General features: G+C 73.8%; 12 protein-coding genes. 4 read left to right on the top strand and 8 right to left on the bottom strand.

All coding sequences use genetic code 11. The features are described 5' to 3' along the window. Positions 1-172 precede the first annotated feature (172 nt). Positions 173-1,462 (top strand): dicarboxylate/amino acid:cation symporter, encoded by a 1,290-nt coding sequence (locus SLP03_RS02785; protein ID WP_319458964.1) that lies wholly within the window; start codon positions 173-175, stop codon positions 1,460-1,462. A gap of 65 nt (positions 1,463-1,527) precedes the next feature. Next, positions 1,528-2,595, top strand: coding sequence for an NADH:flavin oxidoreductase/NADH oxidase (locus SLP03_RS02780; protein WP_319458890.1), 1,068 nt, complete (start codon positions 1,528-1,530; stop codon positions 2,593-2,595). 35 nt (positions 2,596-2,630) lie between these two features. Here SLP03_RS02780 and SLP03_RS02775 read toward each other — a convergent pair whose 3' ends face one another. The 5 genes from SLP03_RS02775 to SLP03_RS02755 all read right to left on the bottom strand — a co-directional run bounded on the left by SLP03_RS02775 (position 2,631) and on the right by SLP03_RS02755 (position 10,775). Next, positions 2,631-6,128 carry an ABC transporter ATP-binding protein/permease gene (locus SLP03_RS02775; protein ID WP_319458889.1) on the bottom strand — a complete coding sequence of 1,166 codons (3,498 nt, stop codon included), beginning with the start codon at positions 6,126-6,128 and terminating at the stop codon, positions 2,631-2,633. Between the two features lie 123 nt (positions 6,129-6,251). Further along, on the bottom strand, positions 6,252-6,845 hold the full coding sequence (locus SLP03_RS02770) for a TetR/AcrR family transcriptional regulator (protein WP_319458888.1): 594 nt from the start codon (positions 6,843-6,845) through the stop codon (positions 6,252-6,254). Positions 6,846-6,933: 88 nt separating this feature from the next. Beyond that, on the bottom strand, positions 6,934-9,084 hold the full coding sequence (locus tag SLP03_RS02765; protein WP_319458887.1) for a YhgE/Pip domain-containing protein: 2,151 nt from the start codon (positions 9,082-9,084) through the stop codon (positions 6,934-6,936). Continuing rightward, complete coding sequence (locus tag SLP03_RS02760; protein ID WP_319458886.1) at positions 9,081-9,821, bottom strand: ATP-binding cassette domain-containing protein; 741 nt, start codon at positions 9,819-9,821, stop codon at positions 9,081-9,083. The genes SLP03_RS02765 and SLP03_RS02760 overlap by 4 nt, the downstream gene beginning before the upstream one ends. A 114-nt stretch (positions 9,822-9,935) precedes the next feature. After that, positions 9,936-10,775: a GNAT family N-acetyltransferase gene (locus SLP03_RS02755; RefSeq protein WP_319458885.1), complete on the bottom strand. Its 840-nt coding sequence runs from the start codon at positions 10,773-10,775 to the stop codon at positions 9,936-9,938. Positions 10,776-11,010: 235 nt separating this feature from the next. Here SLP03_RS02755 and SLP03_RS02750 point away from each other — a divergent pair, with 235 nt between their 5' ends. Further along, the gene (locus SLP03_RS02750) at positions 11,011-11,595 is read left to right on the top strand and encodes a PadR family transcriptional regulator (protein ID WP_319458884.1); all 585 of its coding nucleotides are present in this window, start codon (positions 11,011-11,013) and stop codon (positions 11,593-11,595) included. A gap of 135 nt (positions 11,596-11,730) precedes the next feature. On the opposite strand, the gene ispG is transcribed toward SLP03_RS02750, so the two are convergent. Genes ispG through dxr form a run of 3 tightly spaced genes read right to left on the bottom strand, consistent with a single transcriptional unit; the run spans position 11,731 to position 15,371 of the window. After that, positions 11,731-12,903, bottom strand: a complete 1,173-nt coding sequence (gene ispG, locus SLP03_RS02745) for a flavodoxin-dependent (E)-4-hydroxy-3-methylbut-2-enyl-diphosphate synthase (protein WP_319458883.1) — start codon at positions 12,901-12,903, stop codon at positions 11,731-11,733. Positions 12,904-12,912: 9 nt separating this feature from the next. Then, positions 12,913-14,160, bottom strand: coding sequence for a site-2 protease family protein (locus SLP03_RS02740; RefSeq protein WP_319458882.1), 1,248 nt, complete (start codon positions 14,158-14,160; stop codon positions 12,913-12,915). Then, positions 14,160-15,371, bottom strand: a complete 1,212-nt coding sequence (gene dxr, locus SLP03_RS02735) for a 1-deoxy-D-xylulose-5-phosphate reductoisomerase (RefSeq protein ID WP_319458881.1) — start codon at positions 15,369-15,371, stop codon at positions 14,160-14,162. Before dxr ends, SLP03_RS02740 begins: the two co-directional genes overlap by 1 nt. 188 nt (positions 15,372-15,559) lie before the next feature. On the opposite strand from dxr, the gene SLP03_RS02730 reads away from it, so the two are divergent. Beyond that, a complete protein-coding gene (locus SLP03_RS02730; RefSeq protein WP_319458880.1) occupies positions 15,560-16,168 on the top strand; it encodes a tyrosine-protein phosphatase in 609 nt (202 codons plus the stop codon). The last annotated feature ends 18 nt before the right edge of the window (positions 16,169-16,186 follow it).

Here is a 16,186-nt window from a genome sequence, read left to right as displayed (position 1 = left end):
CGGGTTGGCTGGGAGTAGCGTCGGCAGGCGATGACCAATGTCTGGCACCTCACCGTGCGCCTGTACGTCGACCTCCGACTGCAGGCCAGCGGCGTCTGTCCGGCGCAGCCGCTCTCCTGACGCTGCCCCGTTCGACCCCCAGACCCTTGGACGCATCCTCATGGCTTCCGCCTTGCGCAAGATCCCCTTTTCCGTGCAGATCCTGCTCGGCCTCGTGCTCGGCGTGGCGCTCGGCTTCCTCGCCCGCGCCAACGACCTGAGCTGGCTCGCCAGCACCCTCGACACCGTCGGCGGCCTCTTCATCCAGCTGCTCAAGCTGGCCGTCCCGCCGCTGGTCTTCACCGCCATCGTGGTCAGCGTGGTCAGCCTGCGCGGCGTGGCCAACGCCGCCCGGCTGGCGCTGAAGACGCTGCTCTGGTTCGGCATCACCGCCCTGATCGCGGTGAGCATCGGCATCGGCCTCGGCCTGCTCACCGACCCGGGTCGCGGGGTGACGCTGGACGTGGGCGGCGCCGCGCCGCCGAAGACCACCGGCTCGTGGACCGACTTCCTCAGCGGCATCGTGCCGACCAACCCGGTCGGCGCGTTCGTCGAGGGCAACGTCCTCCAGATCGTCTTCCTCGCCCTGGTGGTCGGCGCCGCCGCGCTGCTGGTCGGCCAGGCCGCCGAGCCGTTCGTCGAGTTCAACCGGTCCGTGCTGAGCATCGTGCAGAAGGCCCTCTGGTGGGTGATCCGGCTCGCCCCGATCGGCACCCTCGGCCTGATCGGCCACGCCGTCGCCTCGTACGGCTGGGACCTGCTCGCCCCGCTCGCCAAGTTCACCACCGCCGTCTACGTCGGCTGCGCGATCGTGCTCTTCGTCGTCTACCCGGTGCTGCTGGTGGTCGCCGGCCGGCTCAACCCGCTACGCTTCTTCGCCGGCGCCTGGCCCGCCATCGAGCTGGCCTTCGTCTCCCGCTCCTCGGTGGGCACCATGCCGGTGACCCAGCGCTCCGTCGAGCGGCTCGGCGTCCCCCGCGAGTACGCCTCCTTCGCCGTGCCGTTCGGCGCCACCACCAAGATGGACGGCTGCGCCGCCATCTACCCGGCCCTGGCCGCGATCTTCGTGGCGCAGGTCTTCGGGGTGCACCTGGGCATCGGCGACTACCTGCTGATCGCCTTCGTCTCGGTGGTCGGCTCGGCCGCCACCGCCGGCCTGACCGGTGCGATCGTGATGCTGACCCTGACCCTGAGCACGCTGGGCCTGCCGCTGGCCGGCGCCGGCCTGCTGCTGGCGATCGACCCGATCCTGGACATGATCCGCACCGCCACCAACGTGGCCGGCCAGGCCCTCGTCCCGACCATCGTGGCCGCCCGCGAGGGCACCCTCGACCGGGCCGCGTACGAGTCGGCCGGCAGGCGTGAGCTGGTCGACGCCGACGAGACGCGGTCCGCCGACGAGCTGGCTCCCGTCCCGGCCTGACATCCACCGATCGGCGAGGAGGGCCCCGTGCCCTCCTCGCCGTCGTGTTCGAGGAGGATCACCGCATGAGTGCCCTGTTCACCCCGCTCGCCCTACGCGGCGTCACCCTGCCCAACCGGGTCGCGATGGCCCCCATGTGCCAGTACAGCGCCGGCCCGGACGGGCTGCCGACCGACTGGCACCAGACCCACCTGGGCTCCCGGGCCGTCGGTGGCGCCGGCCTGATCGTCACCGAGGCCACCGCGGTGGTCCCCGAGGGCCGGATCAGCCCGCAGGACGTCGGCCTCTGGTCCGGCCCGCACGTCGACGCCTGGCGCCCGATCACCGCGTTCATCGCCGCGCAGGGCGCCGTGCCGGCCGTACAGCTCGCGCACGCGGGGTTCAAGGCCGCGACGTACCGGCCGTGGGCCGAGCGACGCGGCGGCGTGCCGGACGCCGAGGGCGGCTGGACGCCGGTCGGCCCGGGCGCCGAGCCGTTCCTGCCCGACTACCGGGAGCCGACCGCCCTGGACGAGGCGGGGATAGCCGGTGTGGTGGCCGCGTTCGCGACCGCTGCCGGCCGGGCGCTGGACGCCGGCTTCGCCGCGGTGGAGATCCACGCCGCGCACGGCTACCTGCTGCACGAGTTCCTCTCCCCGCTGACCAACCACCGTACGGACGGCTACGGCGGCGACCGCGCCGCTCGGATGCGGCTGACCCTGGAGGTGGCCCGGGCGGTCCGCGCCACGGTCGGCGAGTCCGTGCCGGTGCTGACCCGGATCTCGGCGACCGACTGGGTCGACGGCGGCTGGGCCGTGGAGGACAGCGTGGTGCTCGCCGGGGAGCTGGCCGCGGCCGGCGTCGACCTGGTCGACGCCTCCTCCGGCGGCGCCTCGGCGAGGGCGAGCATTCCGGTCGGCCCCGGCTACCAGGTGCCGCTGGCCGCGCGGATCCGCCGCGAGGCGGGCGTGCTCACCGGCGCGGTCGGCCTGATCGTCGAGCCGGCGCAGGCCGAGGAGATCGTCGCCGGTGGCGAGGCCGACCTGGTGCTGCTGGGCCGGGAACTGCTCCGCGACCCGTACTGGCCCCGCCGCGCCGCCGGCAAGCTCACCGCCGAACCCCACTGGCCCCACCAGTACACCCGCGCCTTCTGACCGGGTCGGGCCCGCACAGCCGTTGATCATGCGGGTCAGCCCGCCAGGTGCGACCAGTGGGGTTCCAGGTCGCGCCAGGGGCCCTGGGCCGCCACCGACCCGTCGACCAGCACCACCACGTGGTCGGCCCGGACCAGCGCGGCCCGTTTGGACGTCGACCCGACCACGGTCACCCCGCGGTCGCGCAGCGCCGCCCAGAGCGCCAGCTCGGTCGTGACGTCGAGCGCGGACGACACGTCATCGGCGATCAGCAGCTCGGTACGCGGTGCGAGCGCCCGGGCCAGCGCCAGCCGCTGGAGCTGCCCGCCGGAGAGCCGGGTGCCCTTGTGCCCGATCAGCAGCCCGAGCCCGCCACCGGCCGCGGCCAGGTCGTGCTCCAGCTGCGCCGTGGTCACCGCGTCGGCGGCGTCCACCTCGTGCCCGAGAGCGATGTTGTCGGCGACCGTGCCGGAGAGCACCCGGGGCAGCTGACTGACGTAGCCGACCTGGTTGGGGCGGAGGAACAGCTCCGGCTCGGTGACCGGATCTCCGTTCCAGCGCAGCCCGCCAACGTGGTGCACGATGCCGGCGAGCGCCCGCAGCAGCGAGGACTTGCCGGCGCCGACCGGCCCGACCACGAGCACCAACTGTCCCCGTACGACGGTCAGGTCGACGTCCCGGACGGCGAGGGTGCCGTCGGAGTGCAGCGCCCCGAAGCCGGCGAGGTCGAGCCGGCGCAGCGGGTGCCGCGGCGGCGGTTCGGGCGCCGGCGCGCGGCCGGCGGCCAGGTCGACCCCCGACACCGCCGCCGAGTACTCCCCGATCCCGGTCATCGCCACGGTCCGCCGGGTCCACACCCGCGCCGACGGGTAGTTCGAGACCAGCGACGCGGTGGTCCAGGCGAACCAGCGGGCCGCCCCGAGGGTGGAGACCGCCACCAGGGTGGCACCGGCGGAGAGCCCGCCGGCCAGGTAGACCGCCCACGCGCCGATCGGCAGCAGGCCGCTGACCAGTGACGGGGTGGAGCGCGCCCAGACCTGCATTGAGATCTCCCGGCGCTGCCGGTCGCTGCGGACGGTGTCCAGCGCCGCGAGGTGGTCGAGCACCGGGCGGGTGGCGCCGGCGAGCTTCACCGTACGGGCCGCCGACAGCGAGGAGACCAACGCGGTGGCGAAGGCGGCCCGGGCCTTCACGGTGCCCCCGGCGGTGCGCTCCAACCGCGGCCCGAACAGCGTCGCCGCCAGCCCGGAGACCAGCATCGTCCCGGCGAAGAAGAGCGCCGGCACGACGCTGCCGGTCACCACGGTCATGGTGACCACGATCGCCACCGAGATGAACTGGTCCATCAGGTTGTCGGCGAGCTGCACCACCCGGTCGGTGTCGCCGCCCTGGGCGACCACCTCGGCCGGGGTGTGCCCACTGACCCGGCGCGCCCCGGTCTGCCCGTGCACCAGGCGCAGGCTGATCCGCAGCATCTGCCGGATCCACCACTGCGGGAACCACAGGTTGGTCAGGTAGGGCAGCGGCAGGACGACCAGCAGCGCGGCGACGATGCCGAGCGCCGGGAGCCAGGGGTCGCCCCCGCCGATCACGTCGGCCCAGAGCCACGGCAGCACGGCGCCGTCCAGGCCGAGCAGCGTCAGCACGATGAACAGGGTGACGGAGGCCAGGCCGTACCGCGGGTCGTTGGTGCCCAGCCGCAGGATCTCCCGCATGGTCCGCGCGGGCGGCGCCGGGGGCGGCGGCGGCGGGTCGCTCTTCGGTACGACCACCGGCCGCTCGATCACCACCGGCGCGGCCGGCCCCTCCGGATCGGGATCCCACTCGCCGCCCGGTCCGTCCAGCAGCTCCACGCCGCCCCGGCGTCCCCCGGCCCCGGCGTACGCGCTCGCGTGGCTGGTGGCCAGCAGCTCGGCGAAGCGCGCCGACTCGCGCAGCGGTCCGGCCTCCAGCACCACGCCGTCGGCCATCACCACCACCTCGTCGCAGCGGCGCACCGAGGAGAGCCGGTGGGCGATGACGATGCCGATCCGGTCGGCGAGCAGGCGCTCGGTGGCCTGGCGTACCCGGGTCTCGGTGACCGGGTCGAGCCGGGCGGTGGCCTCGTCGAGGATCACCACGTGCGGGTCGCGGACCAGGATCCGGGCGAACGCCACGAGCTGCTCCTGCCCGGCGGAGAGGACGTGCCCGCCCTCGCCGAGCTTGGTGTCCACGCCGTCGGGCAGTTCGGCGATCCAGCCGGCCAGCCCCAGCTCCGCCAGCGCCCGGGTGGCGTCGTCGAGCAGGTCGGGGTCGAAGAGCGCGACGTTCTCGGCCAGGGTGCCGGCCAGGATCTCGGTCCGCTGCGGCACCACGGCGATCCACCGGCGCAGCGCCTCGACGTCCAGGTCGACCAGGTCGGTGTCGCCGAGGAGGACGGTGCCGCGCGGTACGTCGACGGCCCGGGTGAGCACCTTGGCCAGCGTGGACTTGCCCGATCCGGTCCGCCCGACCAGGGCGTACGACCGGCCGCGGACGAAGCTGAGCCGGATGTCGCGCAGCGCCGGCCCCCGCTCGTCCCCGCCGGACGGGTAGCGGAAGGTGAGCCCACGGACGGTGAGGTCGCCGTCGGCCGGGGCGGCCCCGCCGGCGGGTTCCTGCCGAGCGCCGGAGAGCAGCTGCACCCGGGCCCAGGCGCCGAGCGCGTACTGCAGGTGCGGCACCCAGCGGGCGATGTGCTCGACGGTCGCGCCGAAGGCGAGGGCGAGCAGCCAGATCGCGGTGAGCCGGGCGCCGTCGATCCGGCCGGCGGCCAGCGCCCATGCCCCGCCGAGCACCACGCCGGCGATGCCGATCCGGATGCACCCGGCGGCGAGGGCGGTGACCCGGGCGGACAGCCGGAACACCCGCCCGCCCCGGGCGATCACCTCGGCGGCCCGCCGGGCGTAGAGGCGCAGCACGTACGGCCGGGCCAGGCTGGTCCGGACGTCGTCCTGGCCGTGCACCGCCTCCTCCATCACCGCGGCGAGGTCGGACCAGGCTTCCTCCTCGGCCATCCGGGCGGGGGCGATCCGCGCCGTGGGGCGACGCAGCACCACGCCGAGCAGCGCGGTCAGCACCACCATCCCCAGCCCGGCCGGCCACCAGACGACCAGCGCGCTCGCCGTGGCGAGCAGGCACACCGCCAGCCCCTGGACGAGCCGGACGCCGGTGTTCCGCATCTCGGCGGCGACCTGGTAGACGTCGTTGTCGATCCGGTCGAGCAGCTCGCCGACGGGGGTGGTTTCCAGGGTGGGCAGGTCCTGCCCGAGCGCCACCCGGCAGAGCCGGCGGCGGACGTCGGCGGACCAGTCGGCGGTCAGCCCGGCCATCAGCAGCCCGACGGCGAGGTCGGTGAGGACGGCTACGACCAGCGCCACGGCCAGGACCGCGAACCAGCCCGCCGAGCGGTGCACCAGCACCGGCCCGGCCAGCGCCGAGGCGGCGGCCTGGCCGCCGGCGCCGAGCAGGATCAGCAGGACGACGACCGCCATCCGGCGTGGTGCGGTGGCCCAGAGGTCACGGAGCAGGCGCATGGGACGGGTCCTCCGGACTCGGGTGGGCGGGGCGGTGCCCCCAGCCTGCTCGTATGGCCGCGACCGCTCAACGCATTTACCGCGTCCCGGTCCGTGACGGCGACCGCCGGCGGTCGTCCGCGGTCAGGTCTGGGCGACCCGGCGGACGATGCCGAGCAGCGCCTCCTGCACGTCCTCGAGGGGCCGTTCCGGCTGAAAGACCAGCCAGTCCACGGCCACCACCAGCCCGACGCCGAACAGCGCCGAGCTGGCCGTCCGCACGTCCAGGTCGGCCGGGAGGTCGCCGCTGGCCACCCCGGCCCGGACGGTCTCGGCGATCACCTCGATCGCCTCGCCGCGCAGCAGCCGCAGGGTCTGCTGCCACTCCCGGTTGGTCCGCCACATCTCCGAGAGCAGGAGCTGGGCGAAGGCCCGGTACCGGCGGATGTACTCCAGCTCGGCGCGGACCAGGGCGGCGAGCGCCTCGCGCGGCGGCAGCCCGGCCACCGCGGCCCGGAAGTCGGCGGTGAGCAGGCCGATGCCGTGCCGCAGCAGCTCCTCGAAGAGCACCGCCTTGGACTCGAAGTTGTAGTAGACGGTCCCCTTGGCCACTCCGGCGCGGGCCGCGATGTCGTCCACGGTGGTGGCCGAGAAACCCTGCTCGGCGATGAGCTCCACCGCCGCCACGAAGAGGCGCTGGCGGGTGTCCTCCCGCCGCCGCGACCGTCCGTCCGTCACTCGCCCTCCCCGTCCAGAACCCCGCCACGCGCCGGAGGGCCGGCCCCTGCCGGAGCCCCGCGCCACCGCCGTCCGGCCCATAGCATCCTCACATGGTCAGTTCGGGGTGCAGCTTGGCCGGGGTGAGCCGGCGGGAGCGGCGGGTCGCCCCGATGGTGAGCACCATCGCGCCCGCCCCGAAGGCGGCGAGCACGATCGCCCCGGTGAGCACCGGTCCGGCGGGCCCGCCGTTGATGGTGTGCCGGAGCCCGGCCACCACGTACGTCATCGGCAGCCAGGGGTGGATGGCCTGGAAGAAGCCGGGCGAGGTCTGCACCGGGTAGGTGCCGCCGGACGAGGTGAGCTGGAGCATCAGCAGGGCCAGCGCGGCGAGCCGGCCGGCCGGGCCGAGCGCCGCGCCGAGCAGCTGCATGATCGCGGTGAAGGCGAGCGAGGTCAGCGCCAGCAGCCCGAGGGTCGCCGCCCCGTGCACCGGGTGGAGGCCGAGCACCAGGGTCACCACTGCGAAGAGCACGCCGGCCTGGGCCAGCCCGATCGCCGCGGCGGGCAGCCAGCCGGCGAGCGCGACCCGCCAGCCGGGCGCTCCGGACATCACGTGCCGCCGGTTGACCGGCCGCAGCAGCATGTACGTGATCATCGCGCCGACCCAGAGCGCCAGGGCGAGGAAGTACGGGGCGAAGCCCACGCCGTACGAGCTGGCCGGGTGGTGCGAGTCACGGGTCAGGCCCACCGGGTCGCCGAGGATGTCGGCGCGGTCGTCCGCGTCGTCGTACCCGGGCAGCTTCTTCTCCCCGGCGGCGAGCCCGTCGGCGAGGTCGCCAGCGCCGCCCTCCAGCCTGGTCAGGCCGTCGGCGAGCCGGTCGCTGCCGCTGCTGAGCTGGGCCAGCCCGCCGTCGAGCTGGCGGGCGCCGGTGGCGAGCCGGTACAGCCCGCCGCGGAGCTGGTCGGCGCCGTCGGCGGCGCTGCCGAGGCCGTCGCGCAGCTGGGCGCTGCCGTCGGCGAGCTTGCCGAGGCCGCTGGCGAGCTGGTCGACCTTGGCTCGGGCGGAGGCGACGTCGTCGGCGAGGTGCGGCGCGGCGGCGGCGATCTTCCGGGCGGTCGCGGCGACCTCGGTCATCTGCTTCTTCAACGCGGCCAGGTCGGTCTTGTCGAGGCCGGAGGCGACCGCCCTGGCGGCGGCGACGGCCTGGTTGGCGGCCTGTCGGGCGGCGACCACGGTGGGGTCGTCGGCCAGTTCGGGGTGGGCCGCGACGAGCGCGTCCAGCCGGTCGCGGACCTTCTCCGCCTGGGTGACCGCCTCGTTCGCCTTGGCCGGCAGCGCGTCGATGCCGTCGGCGAGCGCCTGCGCGCCTTCGGCGATGGCGGTGGCGGAGCGCTGGATCCGCTCGGCGTTGTCCCGCAGCACCGGCTCGATGCTGTCGGCGGCGCCGTCCACCTTGGCGGCGACGGCGCGGGTGGCGGTGGCCGCCTGGGCGGTGCCGTCGGCGATCTGCGCGGCGCCGGTCTGCAGTTGGTCGAGCCCGCTGGCGAGCTTCTGCGCGCCCTGGACCGACGTGTCGAGGCCGGCGGAGAGCTGCCCGGCGCCGTCGGCGGAGGTGTCCAGCCCGTCGGCGATCTTCCCGGCACCGTCCTCGGAGGCGCCGAGCCCGTCGTGGATCTTTCCGGCGCCGTCGGCGGCCCGGCCGGTCTCGGCCTTGGCGTCGGTGAACCCGATCAGCATCTTGTCGAAGTACGAGGCGGCGGTGCTCTCCGCGGCGGCGGCCCGGATCTCGCTGAACGCGGAGCGGGCGAGCAGCCCGGAGAGGTAGTTGGTGGCGTCGTCGTTGACCACCTTCAGCTCGCCCCGGCGGGCCGGCTGGTCCGGTTCGGGGCTGGCCGCCAGGGCGGCGGAGAAGTCCGCCGGGATGGAGAAGACCAGGTGGTAGCGACCGCTGCGCAGACCGGCGGCGGCGTCTCCGGAATCCGTGACGGTCCAGCCGAAGACCTTGCGGTGGATCAGCTCGTCGGTGAGGTCCCGGCCGGCGTGCACCTCGGTGCCGTCGCTGGCCTTCGCCGGCCGGTCGGCGTTGACCAGGGCGACCGGGATGCGGTCCAGGTTCCCGTACGGGTCCCAGAAGGCGTAGAGGTAGAGGGCGCCGTAGAGCAGCGGGATGACGGTGAGGATGGCGAGCGCGGCGCGCGGCAGCCGGCCCCGGGTCATCCGGCGCAGCTCGAAGAGTGCGAGACGAACGACACTCATGCGGTCACCTCGGGGGTCTCGTGCTGGGTCGCCGCGCGGGGCGCGACGAGGGCGGCGGGGGTCAGCTCGGTACGCACGGGCAGGGTCGGGTCGCCGACCCGGTGGGTGATCGCGGTGCTGCCCGTCTCGACCGCGCGGGCGCTGGCGACGACCGCGTAGCCCTGGTCGGCGAGGCGGGACAGGGCGGCCCAGATCCAGGCCCGTTCGGGGGCGTCGGATCCGGCGTCCACGTCGTCGGCGACGATCAGGTTGGGGCCGCTGAGGCTGGCCAGCACCAGGCCGAGCACCTGTCGCTGCACGGGGGTGAGGTCGCGGCCGTACACGTCGGGCTCGAGCGGGGTGTCGGTGAAGCCGGCGCCGGCGATGGCGGCGGCGAAGGCGTCCCGCCGGTACGCCCGGCGGGCCCGGACGGCGGCGACCGGCACCAGTTGCCGGCGGCGGCGCGGCACCGGCCCGAGCAGCAGCAGCCGCTCCTGGATGTGCTCGGCCACGGTCAGCGTGGGGTCGGGCTCGTGCACCCCGGCGACCTGGCCGAGCGCGGCGGGGCCGCGCCGGCGCAGCTCCCCCTCGGTGTGCGGGAAGCTGCCGGCCAGGGCGAGCAGCAGGGAGGTGCGTCCGCTGCCGGGTGGCCCGGTCACCGCGTGCAGCTCGCCGGCCCCGGCGGTGAGGTCGACGTCCCGGTACGCCCAGCCCCGGCGGGTTCGCAGCCCCAACCCGCTTGCTTCGACGATCTTCATCGTCCCATCCCGACTTCCTTTGAACTGACTGGTCAGTACAAAAACACGGTCAGCATAACGCCGTACGTCCGGTTCAGCGCAATTCAGGAGAACGTGATCCCGGCCATGCCCGGGTCAGAAGAGCACGGTGGCGAGCGTGCCGACCGGCCGGAAGCCGCAGCGCTCGTAGACCCGCCGGGCCGGCAGGTTGAAGTCGTTGACGTAGAGGCTGACCGTCGGCGCGACCCGGACCAGCGCGTCCCGGACCACCGCCGCCATCGCCGAGGTGGCGATCCCCCGCCCCCGCCACTCCGGCGCCACCCAGACCCCCTGGACCTGGGCGGTCCGCCGGGTCACCACGGCCAGCTCGGCCTTGAAGACCACCGCGCCGTCGACGAACCGGGCGTACGCGCGGCCCGCGCGGACCAGGTCGGCCACCCGTCGCCGGTAGCCCCGCCCGCCGTCCTCGGTCAGCGGCGAGACCCCGACCTCCTCGGTGTACATCGCCACCGCTGCAGGGAAGAGCCGGTCGACCTCGCCGCCATGCACCCGCCGCACCTCCGGGTCGGCCGCCACCGTCGGCAGCGCGTCCGTGGCCAGCAGCGGCTGGTTGGGGCGTACGTCCCGGGCCGGTCCCCACTGCCCGGAGAGGCGGTCCCAGAGTCCCAGCACCGCGTCCGCCCGCCCGACGATCGACGAGCAGATCCGCTCCTCGCTGCCGAGCTGCTCGGCGAAGGCGGCGACCGCCGACTCGGTGGCGAGCACCGGGGTGAGGTTGCCACCCAGCCAGCAGATCGACTCCAGGCTGCGTCGGGCGCCGTAGCCCAGGATCCGGCCGTCGGACCGCCACCAGGCCAGCCCGCGGGCGGCCACCCGCTCGGCCACCTGCGCGCCCGCGAACGGATCGAGATCGAGCAACCGCTCGACCGCGCGGCGCTCCGATTCCCCCAGTTGGCGTACCGGCACCGTCAGCACGGCTACCAGCCTGCCAGATCGGCCAGGGGGCGCGCCGGCCGACCTGATGACCGGGTCAGCCGACCGGGACCGGCGTGAGGTCCGGGCCGAGCCCGGTTCGGGAAGCAGGCGCACGCCGGGCAGCTAGCAAGACGTACGTATGGTTTTCTGCCCACACTCACCATCGTCTTGTCGCCGATGGGTTGCCGATATATCGTCGATGCATCAGCGACACTACGAAGATAAGGAGAGTCCGATGGGATTCCACCACCGGATGCACGCGATGCACGAGGCCCGGATGCGCGGCTTCGGCTTCCCGCCGTTCCCGCCCGGCCCGCCGTTCCCCCCGGGGCCGCACGGTCACGGCGGGCGAGGCGGCCGGGGCGGTCGGGGCCGGGGCCGACGCCCCAACGTCCGGGGCGCCATGCTGGCCCTGCTCACCGAACGGCCGATGCACGGCTACGAGATGATCCAGGAGATCGACTCCCGCACCGGCGGGGCCTGGCGGCCCAGCCCCGGGTCGATCTACCCCACCCTCCAACTGCTGGAGGACGAGGGCGTCATCGCGGCCACCGAGGAGTCCGGCGGCGGCCGCAAACGGTTCACCCTCACCGACCAGGGGCACGCGGAGGCCACCGAGGCGGCGCAGACCCCGCCCTGGGCGGAGTTCGCCGAGAACACGGTCAACAGCTGGCACGACATCCGGGACGCCGGCGCGCAGGCGATGAACGCGCTGCGCCAGGTGATGACGACCGGCACCGACGACCAGCGCGAACGGGCCGCCCAGGTGCTCGACGAGACCCGCCGCAAGCTCTACGCCATCCTCGCCGAGACGGAGTGACGGGCTCACTTTCCCGCCGCGCACCCCGAAAGATCCGCCCTCATTCACGGAAAGAGTGGCTATTCCACGTGGAATAGCCACTCTTTCCGTGAAAGTGCGCCGCACGGCGCGCAGGGGGCGCGGTGCGGCGGGGCGTCAGTGGACGGTGACCCGGGGACCGGGGACCATGTCGCGCAGCTCCTCGGGGAGGTCGGCGCCCATCTCGTCGGCGATCCGGAGCGCCTCCTCGATCAGCGTCTCCACGATCTGCGCCTCGGGGACGGTCTTGACGACCTGCCCCTTGACGAAGATCTGGCCCTTGCCGTTGCCGGAGGCGACGCCGAGGTCGGCCTCGCGGGCCTCCCCCGGGCCGTTCACGACGCAGCCCATCACGGCCACCCGCAGCGGCACCGGCAGCCCCTCCAGGCCGGCGGTGACCTCCTCGGCGAGCTTGTAGACGTCGACCTGGGCCCGGCCGCACGACGGGCAGGAGACGATCTCCAGGCCACGCTCGCGCAGACCGAGCGACTCCAGGATCTGGTTGCCGACCTTGATCTCCTCGACCGGCGGGGCGGAGAGCGAGACCCGGATCGTGTCGCCGATCCCCTCGGCCAGCAGGGCGCCGAAGGCGACCGCCGACTTGATGGTGCCCTGGAACGCCGGGCCGGCCTCGGTGACGCCCAGGTGCAGCGGGTAGTCGCACTGCTCAGCGAGCTGGCGGTACGCCCGGATCATCACCACCGGGTCGTTGTGCTTGACCGAGATCTTGATGTCCCGGAAGCCGTGCTCCTCGAAGAGCGAGCACTCCCACAGCGCCGACTCGACCAGCGCCTCGGCGGTGGCCTTGCCGTACTTGGCGAGCAGCCGCTTGTCCAGCGAGCCGGCGTTGACGCCGATCCGGATCGGCACCCCGGCGTCGCCGGCCGCCTTGGCGATCTCCTTCACCTTGTCGTCGAACTGCCGGATGTTGCCCGGGTTGACCCGGACCGCCGCGCAGCCGGCGTCGATCGCGGCGAAGACGTACTTCGGCTGGAAGTGGATGTCGGCGATCACCGGGATCTGCGACTTGCGGGCGATCGCCGGCAACGCCTCGACGTCGTCCTGCGACGGCACGGCGACCCGGACGATCTGACAGCCGGACGCGGTCAGCTCGGCGATCTGCTGGAGGGTGGCGTTGACGTCGGAGGTCAGGGTGGTGGTCATGGACTGCACCGAGACCGGTGCGCTCCCACCGACCGGTACCGAGCCGACCATGATCTGGCGGCTGGCCCGACGCGGGGCGAGCGGCGGCGGCGGTACGGGGGGCATACCGAGACTGACAGCGGTCACTTCAGGCACTCACCTTGGGAAGAGCGTGATCGGGTTGACGACGTCCGCGGTGACGGTCAGCAGCGTGAACACGCCACCGATCAGGATCACCGCGTACGTGATGGGCATGAGCTTGAGGTAGTCGACGCGACCCGGGTCCGCCCGGCCGATCCGGGCGTAGAGCCAGGACCGGGCCCGCTCGAACCAGGCGATGGCGATGTGGCCCCCGTCCAGCGGGAGCAGCGGCAGCAGGTTGAACACGCCGATGAAGAAGTTCAGTGAGACGAAGAGCATGAAGAACGACCACCAGGCGTCGTTCGCCACGAACTCGCCGCCGAGCCGGCTGGCGCCGACCACGCTGATCGGGGTGTCCACGTCCCGCTCGCCGCCGGTGATGGCGGTCCACAGGGCGGGGACCTTCTGCGGGATCCGCTGCATGGCGTGCGCCGTCTGCACCGCCATGGTGCCGGTGAAGTCGGCGGTGGCGCCGACGGCGCCGGCCGGGCCGTACTCGAGCAGTTGCGGGGTGGTGGGTCGGAGCGCGACGCCCATCGCGGAGACCGCCGAGGTGGCGCCCTTGGGGTTCCCCAGCGGCGGGCGCTGCACCGCGGCGAGGTCGATGGCGGTGGTGGCCGCGGCGCCGTCGCGCACGTAGTCGACGGCGGCCTTGCCGGGCGGCGTGGCGCGGACCACGTCGAGCATGTCGCCCCAGCTGCGCACCGGCTTGCCGTTCACCGCGGTGATCCGGTCGCCGTCGCGGAGCTGGGCCTGCGCGGCCGGGCTGGCCGGGTCGCCGGCCTGGCAGGCGCGGCCGGCGTTCTCCACCACGACGCACGGGGCGAGGGCGACCACCGCCGGCTCGGCGAGGAATTCCTTCTCCGTGGCGGGGAACTTCGGGTTGGGCAGGCCGACGGAGACCGCCATGATCCAGAGCGCGGCCAGGGCCAGCGTGAAGTGGACGATCGATCCCGCGGACATCACGATCGTCCGCTTCCAGACCGGGTACCGCCACATGGCGCGCGGCTCATCGGCCGGGTCGACGTCGTCGTCCTGCGGGGTCATGCCGACGATCTTGCAGAAGCCGCCGAGCGGGATGCCCTTGACGCCGTACTCGGTCTCGCCCCGCTTGAAGGACCAGAGGGTCGGACCGAAGCCGACGAAGTAGCGGGTGACCTTCATCCCGAAGGCTTTCGCGGTGAGCATGTGCCCGGCCTCGTGCAGGCTGACCGAGACGAGGATGAACACCGCGAAGAGCACTACCCCGAGCAGGTTTGCCATCAGGCTCCTTCCACCGACGCCACGATGATCTCCTGGGCGTGCGTACGTGCCCACGACTCGGCGGCGAGCACGTCCTCGACGGTACCTGGTTCGTCGAAGTCGGGAGCGTCCTCCAGCACCCGCTGGAGGGTGTCGACGATGCCGAGGAACGGCAGCCGCCCGGCGACGAACGCGGCGACGCACTCCTCGTTGGCCGCGTTGTAGATCGCCGGCCGGCAGCGCCCCGCCTCGCCGGCCGCCTTGGCCAGCGCCACCGCCGGGAAGGCGGCGTCGTCCAGCGGGAAGAACTCCCAGGTGTGGCTCTTCGTCCAGTCGACCGCGGCGGCCGCCTCCGGCACCCGGTCGGGCCAGCCGAGGCCGAGCGCGATGGGCAGCCGCATGTCCGGCGGGCTGGCCTGGGCGAGGGTCGAGCCGTCGATGAACTCGACCATCGAGTGGATCACCGACTGCGGGTGGACCATCACCTCGATGTCGGCGTACGGCACGTCGAACAGCTCGTGCGCCTCAATCACCTCCAGCGCCTTGTTGACCATGGTCGCGGAGTTGATCGTGACGACCGGCCCCATGTTCCAGGTGGGGTGCGCCAGCGCCTGCGCGGGTGTGATCTCGGTCAACTCGTGGCGGCGTCGGCCACGGAACGGGCCCCCGCTGGCGGTGACCACGAGGCGCCGCACCTCGCCCCGGCTGCCGCCGCGCAGGCACTGCGCCAGCGCCGAGTGCTCCGAGTCGACGGGAACGATCTGCCCCGGCCGCGTCACCGCGGCCTTCACCAGGGGGCCGCCGGCCACCAGCGACTCCTTGTTGGCCAGGGCGAGGGTACGACCGGCGCGCAGCGCGGCGAGGGTCGGCGCCAGCCCGAGCGAGCCGACGACCCCGTTGAGCACGACGTCGGCCGGCCACCCGGCGAGCTCGGTCATCGCGTCCGGCCCGGCCACGATCTTGGGAAGCTTGAAGTCCCCGGTGGCCCAGCCGCGCCGGCTCGCCTCGGCGTAGAAGGCGAGCTGGAGGTCCTGCGCGGCGGACGCCTTGGCCACCCCGACCGCCTCGACCCCGAGTTCCAGGGCCTGCGCGGCGAGCAGCTCGACGTTGCCACCGCCGGCGCCGAGCGCGACCACCCGGAACCGGTCCGGGTTGCGCCGGACGATGTCGATGGCCTGGGTACCGATCGAGCCGGTGGACCCGAGCAGGACGAGGTCACGGGGAGAGGTCACCCGGCCATTCTTCCCCAGGCGTCCTGAACGCCCGCTGGGAGCCTCACTCCCCGCTGTCCGGTTCCTCCACCGGCGGGCCACACCAGCGGGTCACGGCACCCCCTCAAGCGAGCGACCGGGTTGACGGCCGGCCGGGCGAGCGGTTGAGTCGAGGTCCCCTCGTCGCCGACCGGAGGAGCGCGAGAGTAATGCTGGACTGGCCGGACTGCCGCAACGCCCGCGACCTCGGCGGCACCCCCACGAGCGACGGTCGCCGAATCCGCGTCGGCGCCCTGCTGCGGTCGGACGGCCATGACCTGCTCACCGGGCCGGCGGTGCAAGCCGTGCGGGACAGTTCGGTGAGCCGAATCATCGACCTGCGCCGGGCGCGGGAGTGCGAACGGAACCCGAGCCCGTTCGCGCGTGACGCCCCCTACCGGCACTCGCCCCTGCTCAACGAGGTGCTGGACTACGTACCACCGCCCGACTCATACAGCCCGATGCTGGACCACAACCGGCACCGGATCGGCGCGGCCTTTCGGGTCGCGGCCGAGGCGCCACCGGGTGGTGTCGTCGTGCACTGTCACGCCGGCAAAGACCGAACCGGTGTCCTCGTCGCGCTCCTGCTCGCGGTGGCGGGCGTCGCCCCGGACGAGATCGCGGACGATTACGCGGCCACGGACGGCTGCTCGCGGCTGGCGATGCTCAACACCCTCACCCATCTCGATCGGCGGTACGGCGGGGCCACGCCGTACCTGACGGGGACGGGCGTCGAGGCCGGGCTGCTACGGGCGGTGCGGGCCCGGCTCGCGGCGTGAGGAGAAGCGGGGCCCCGC

Origin of the sequence: Micromonospora sp. RTP1Z1, assembly GCF_033804685.1 — a bacterium.
GTDB lineage: Bacteria > Actinomycetota > Actinomycetes > Mycobacteriales > Micromonosporaceae > Micromonospora.
The sequence above is the reverse complement of the archived record's forward strand: the minus strand, read 5'-3'. Positions and strand labels throughout refer to the sequence as shown.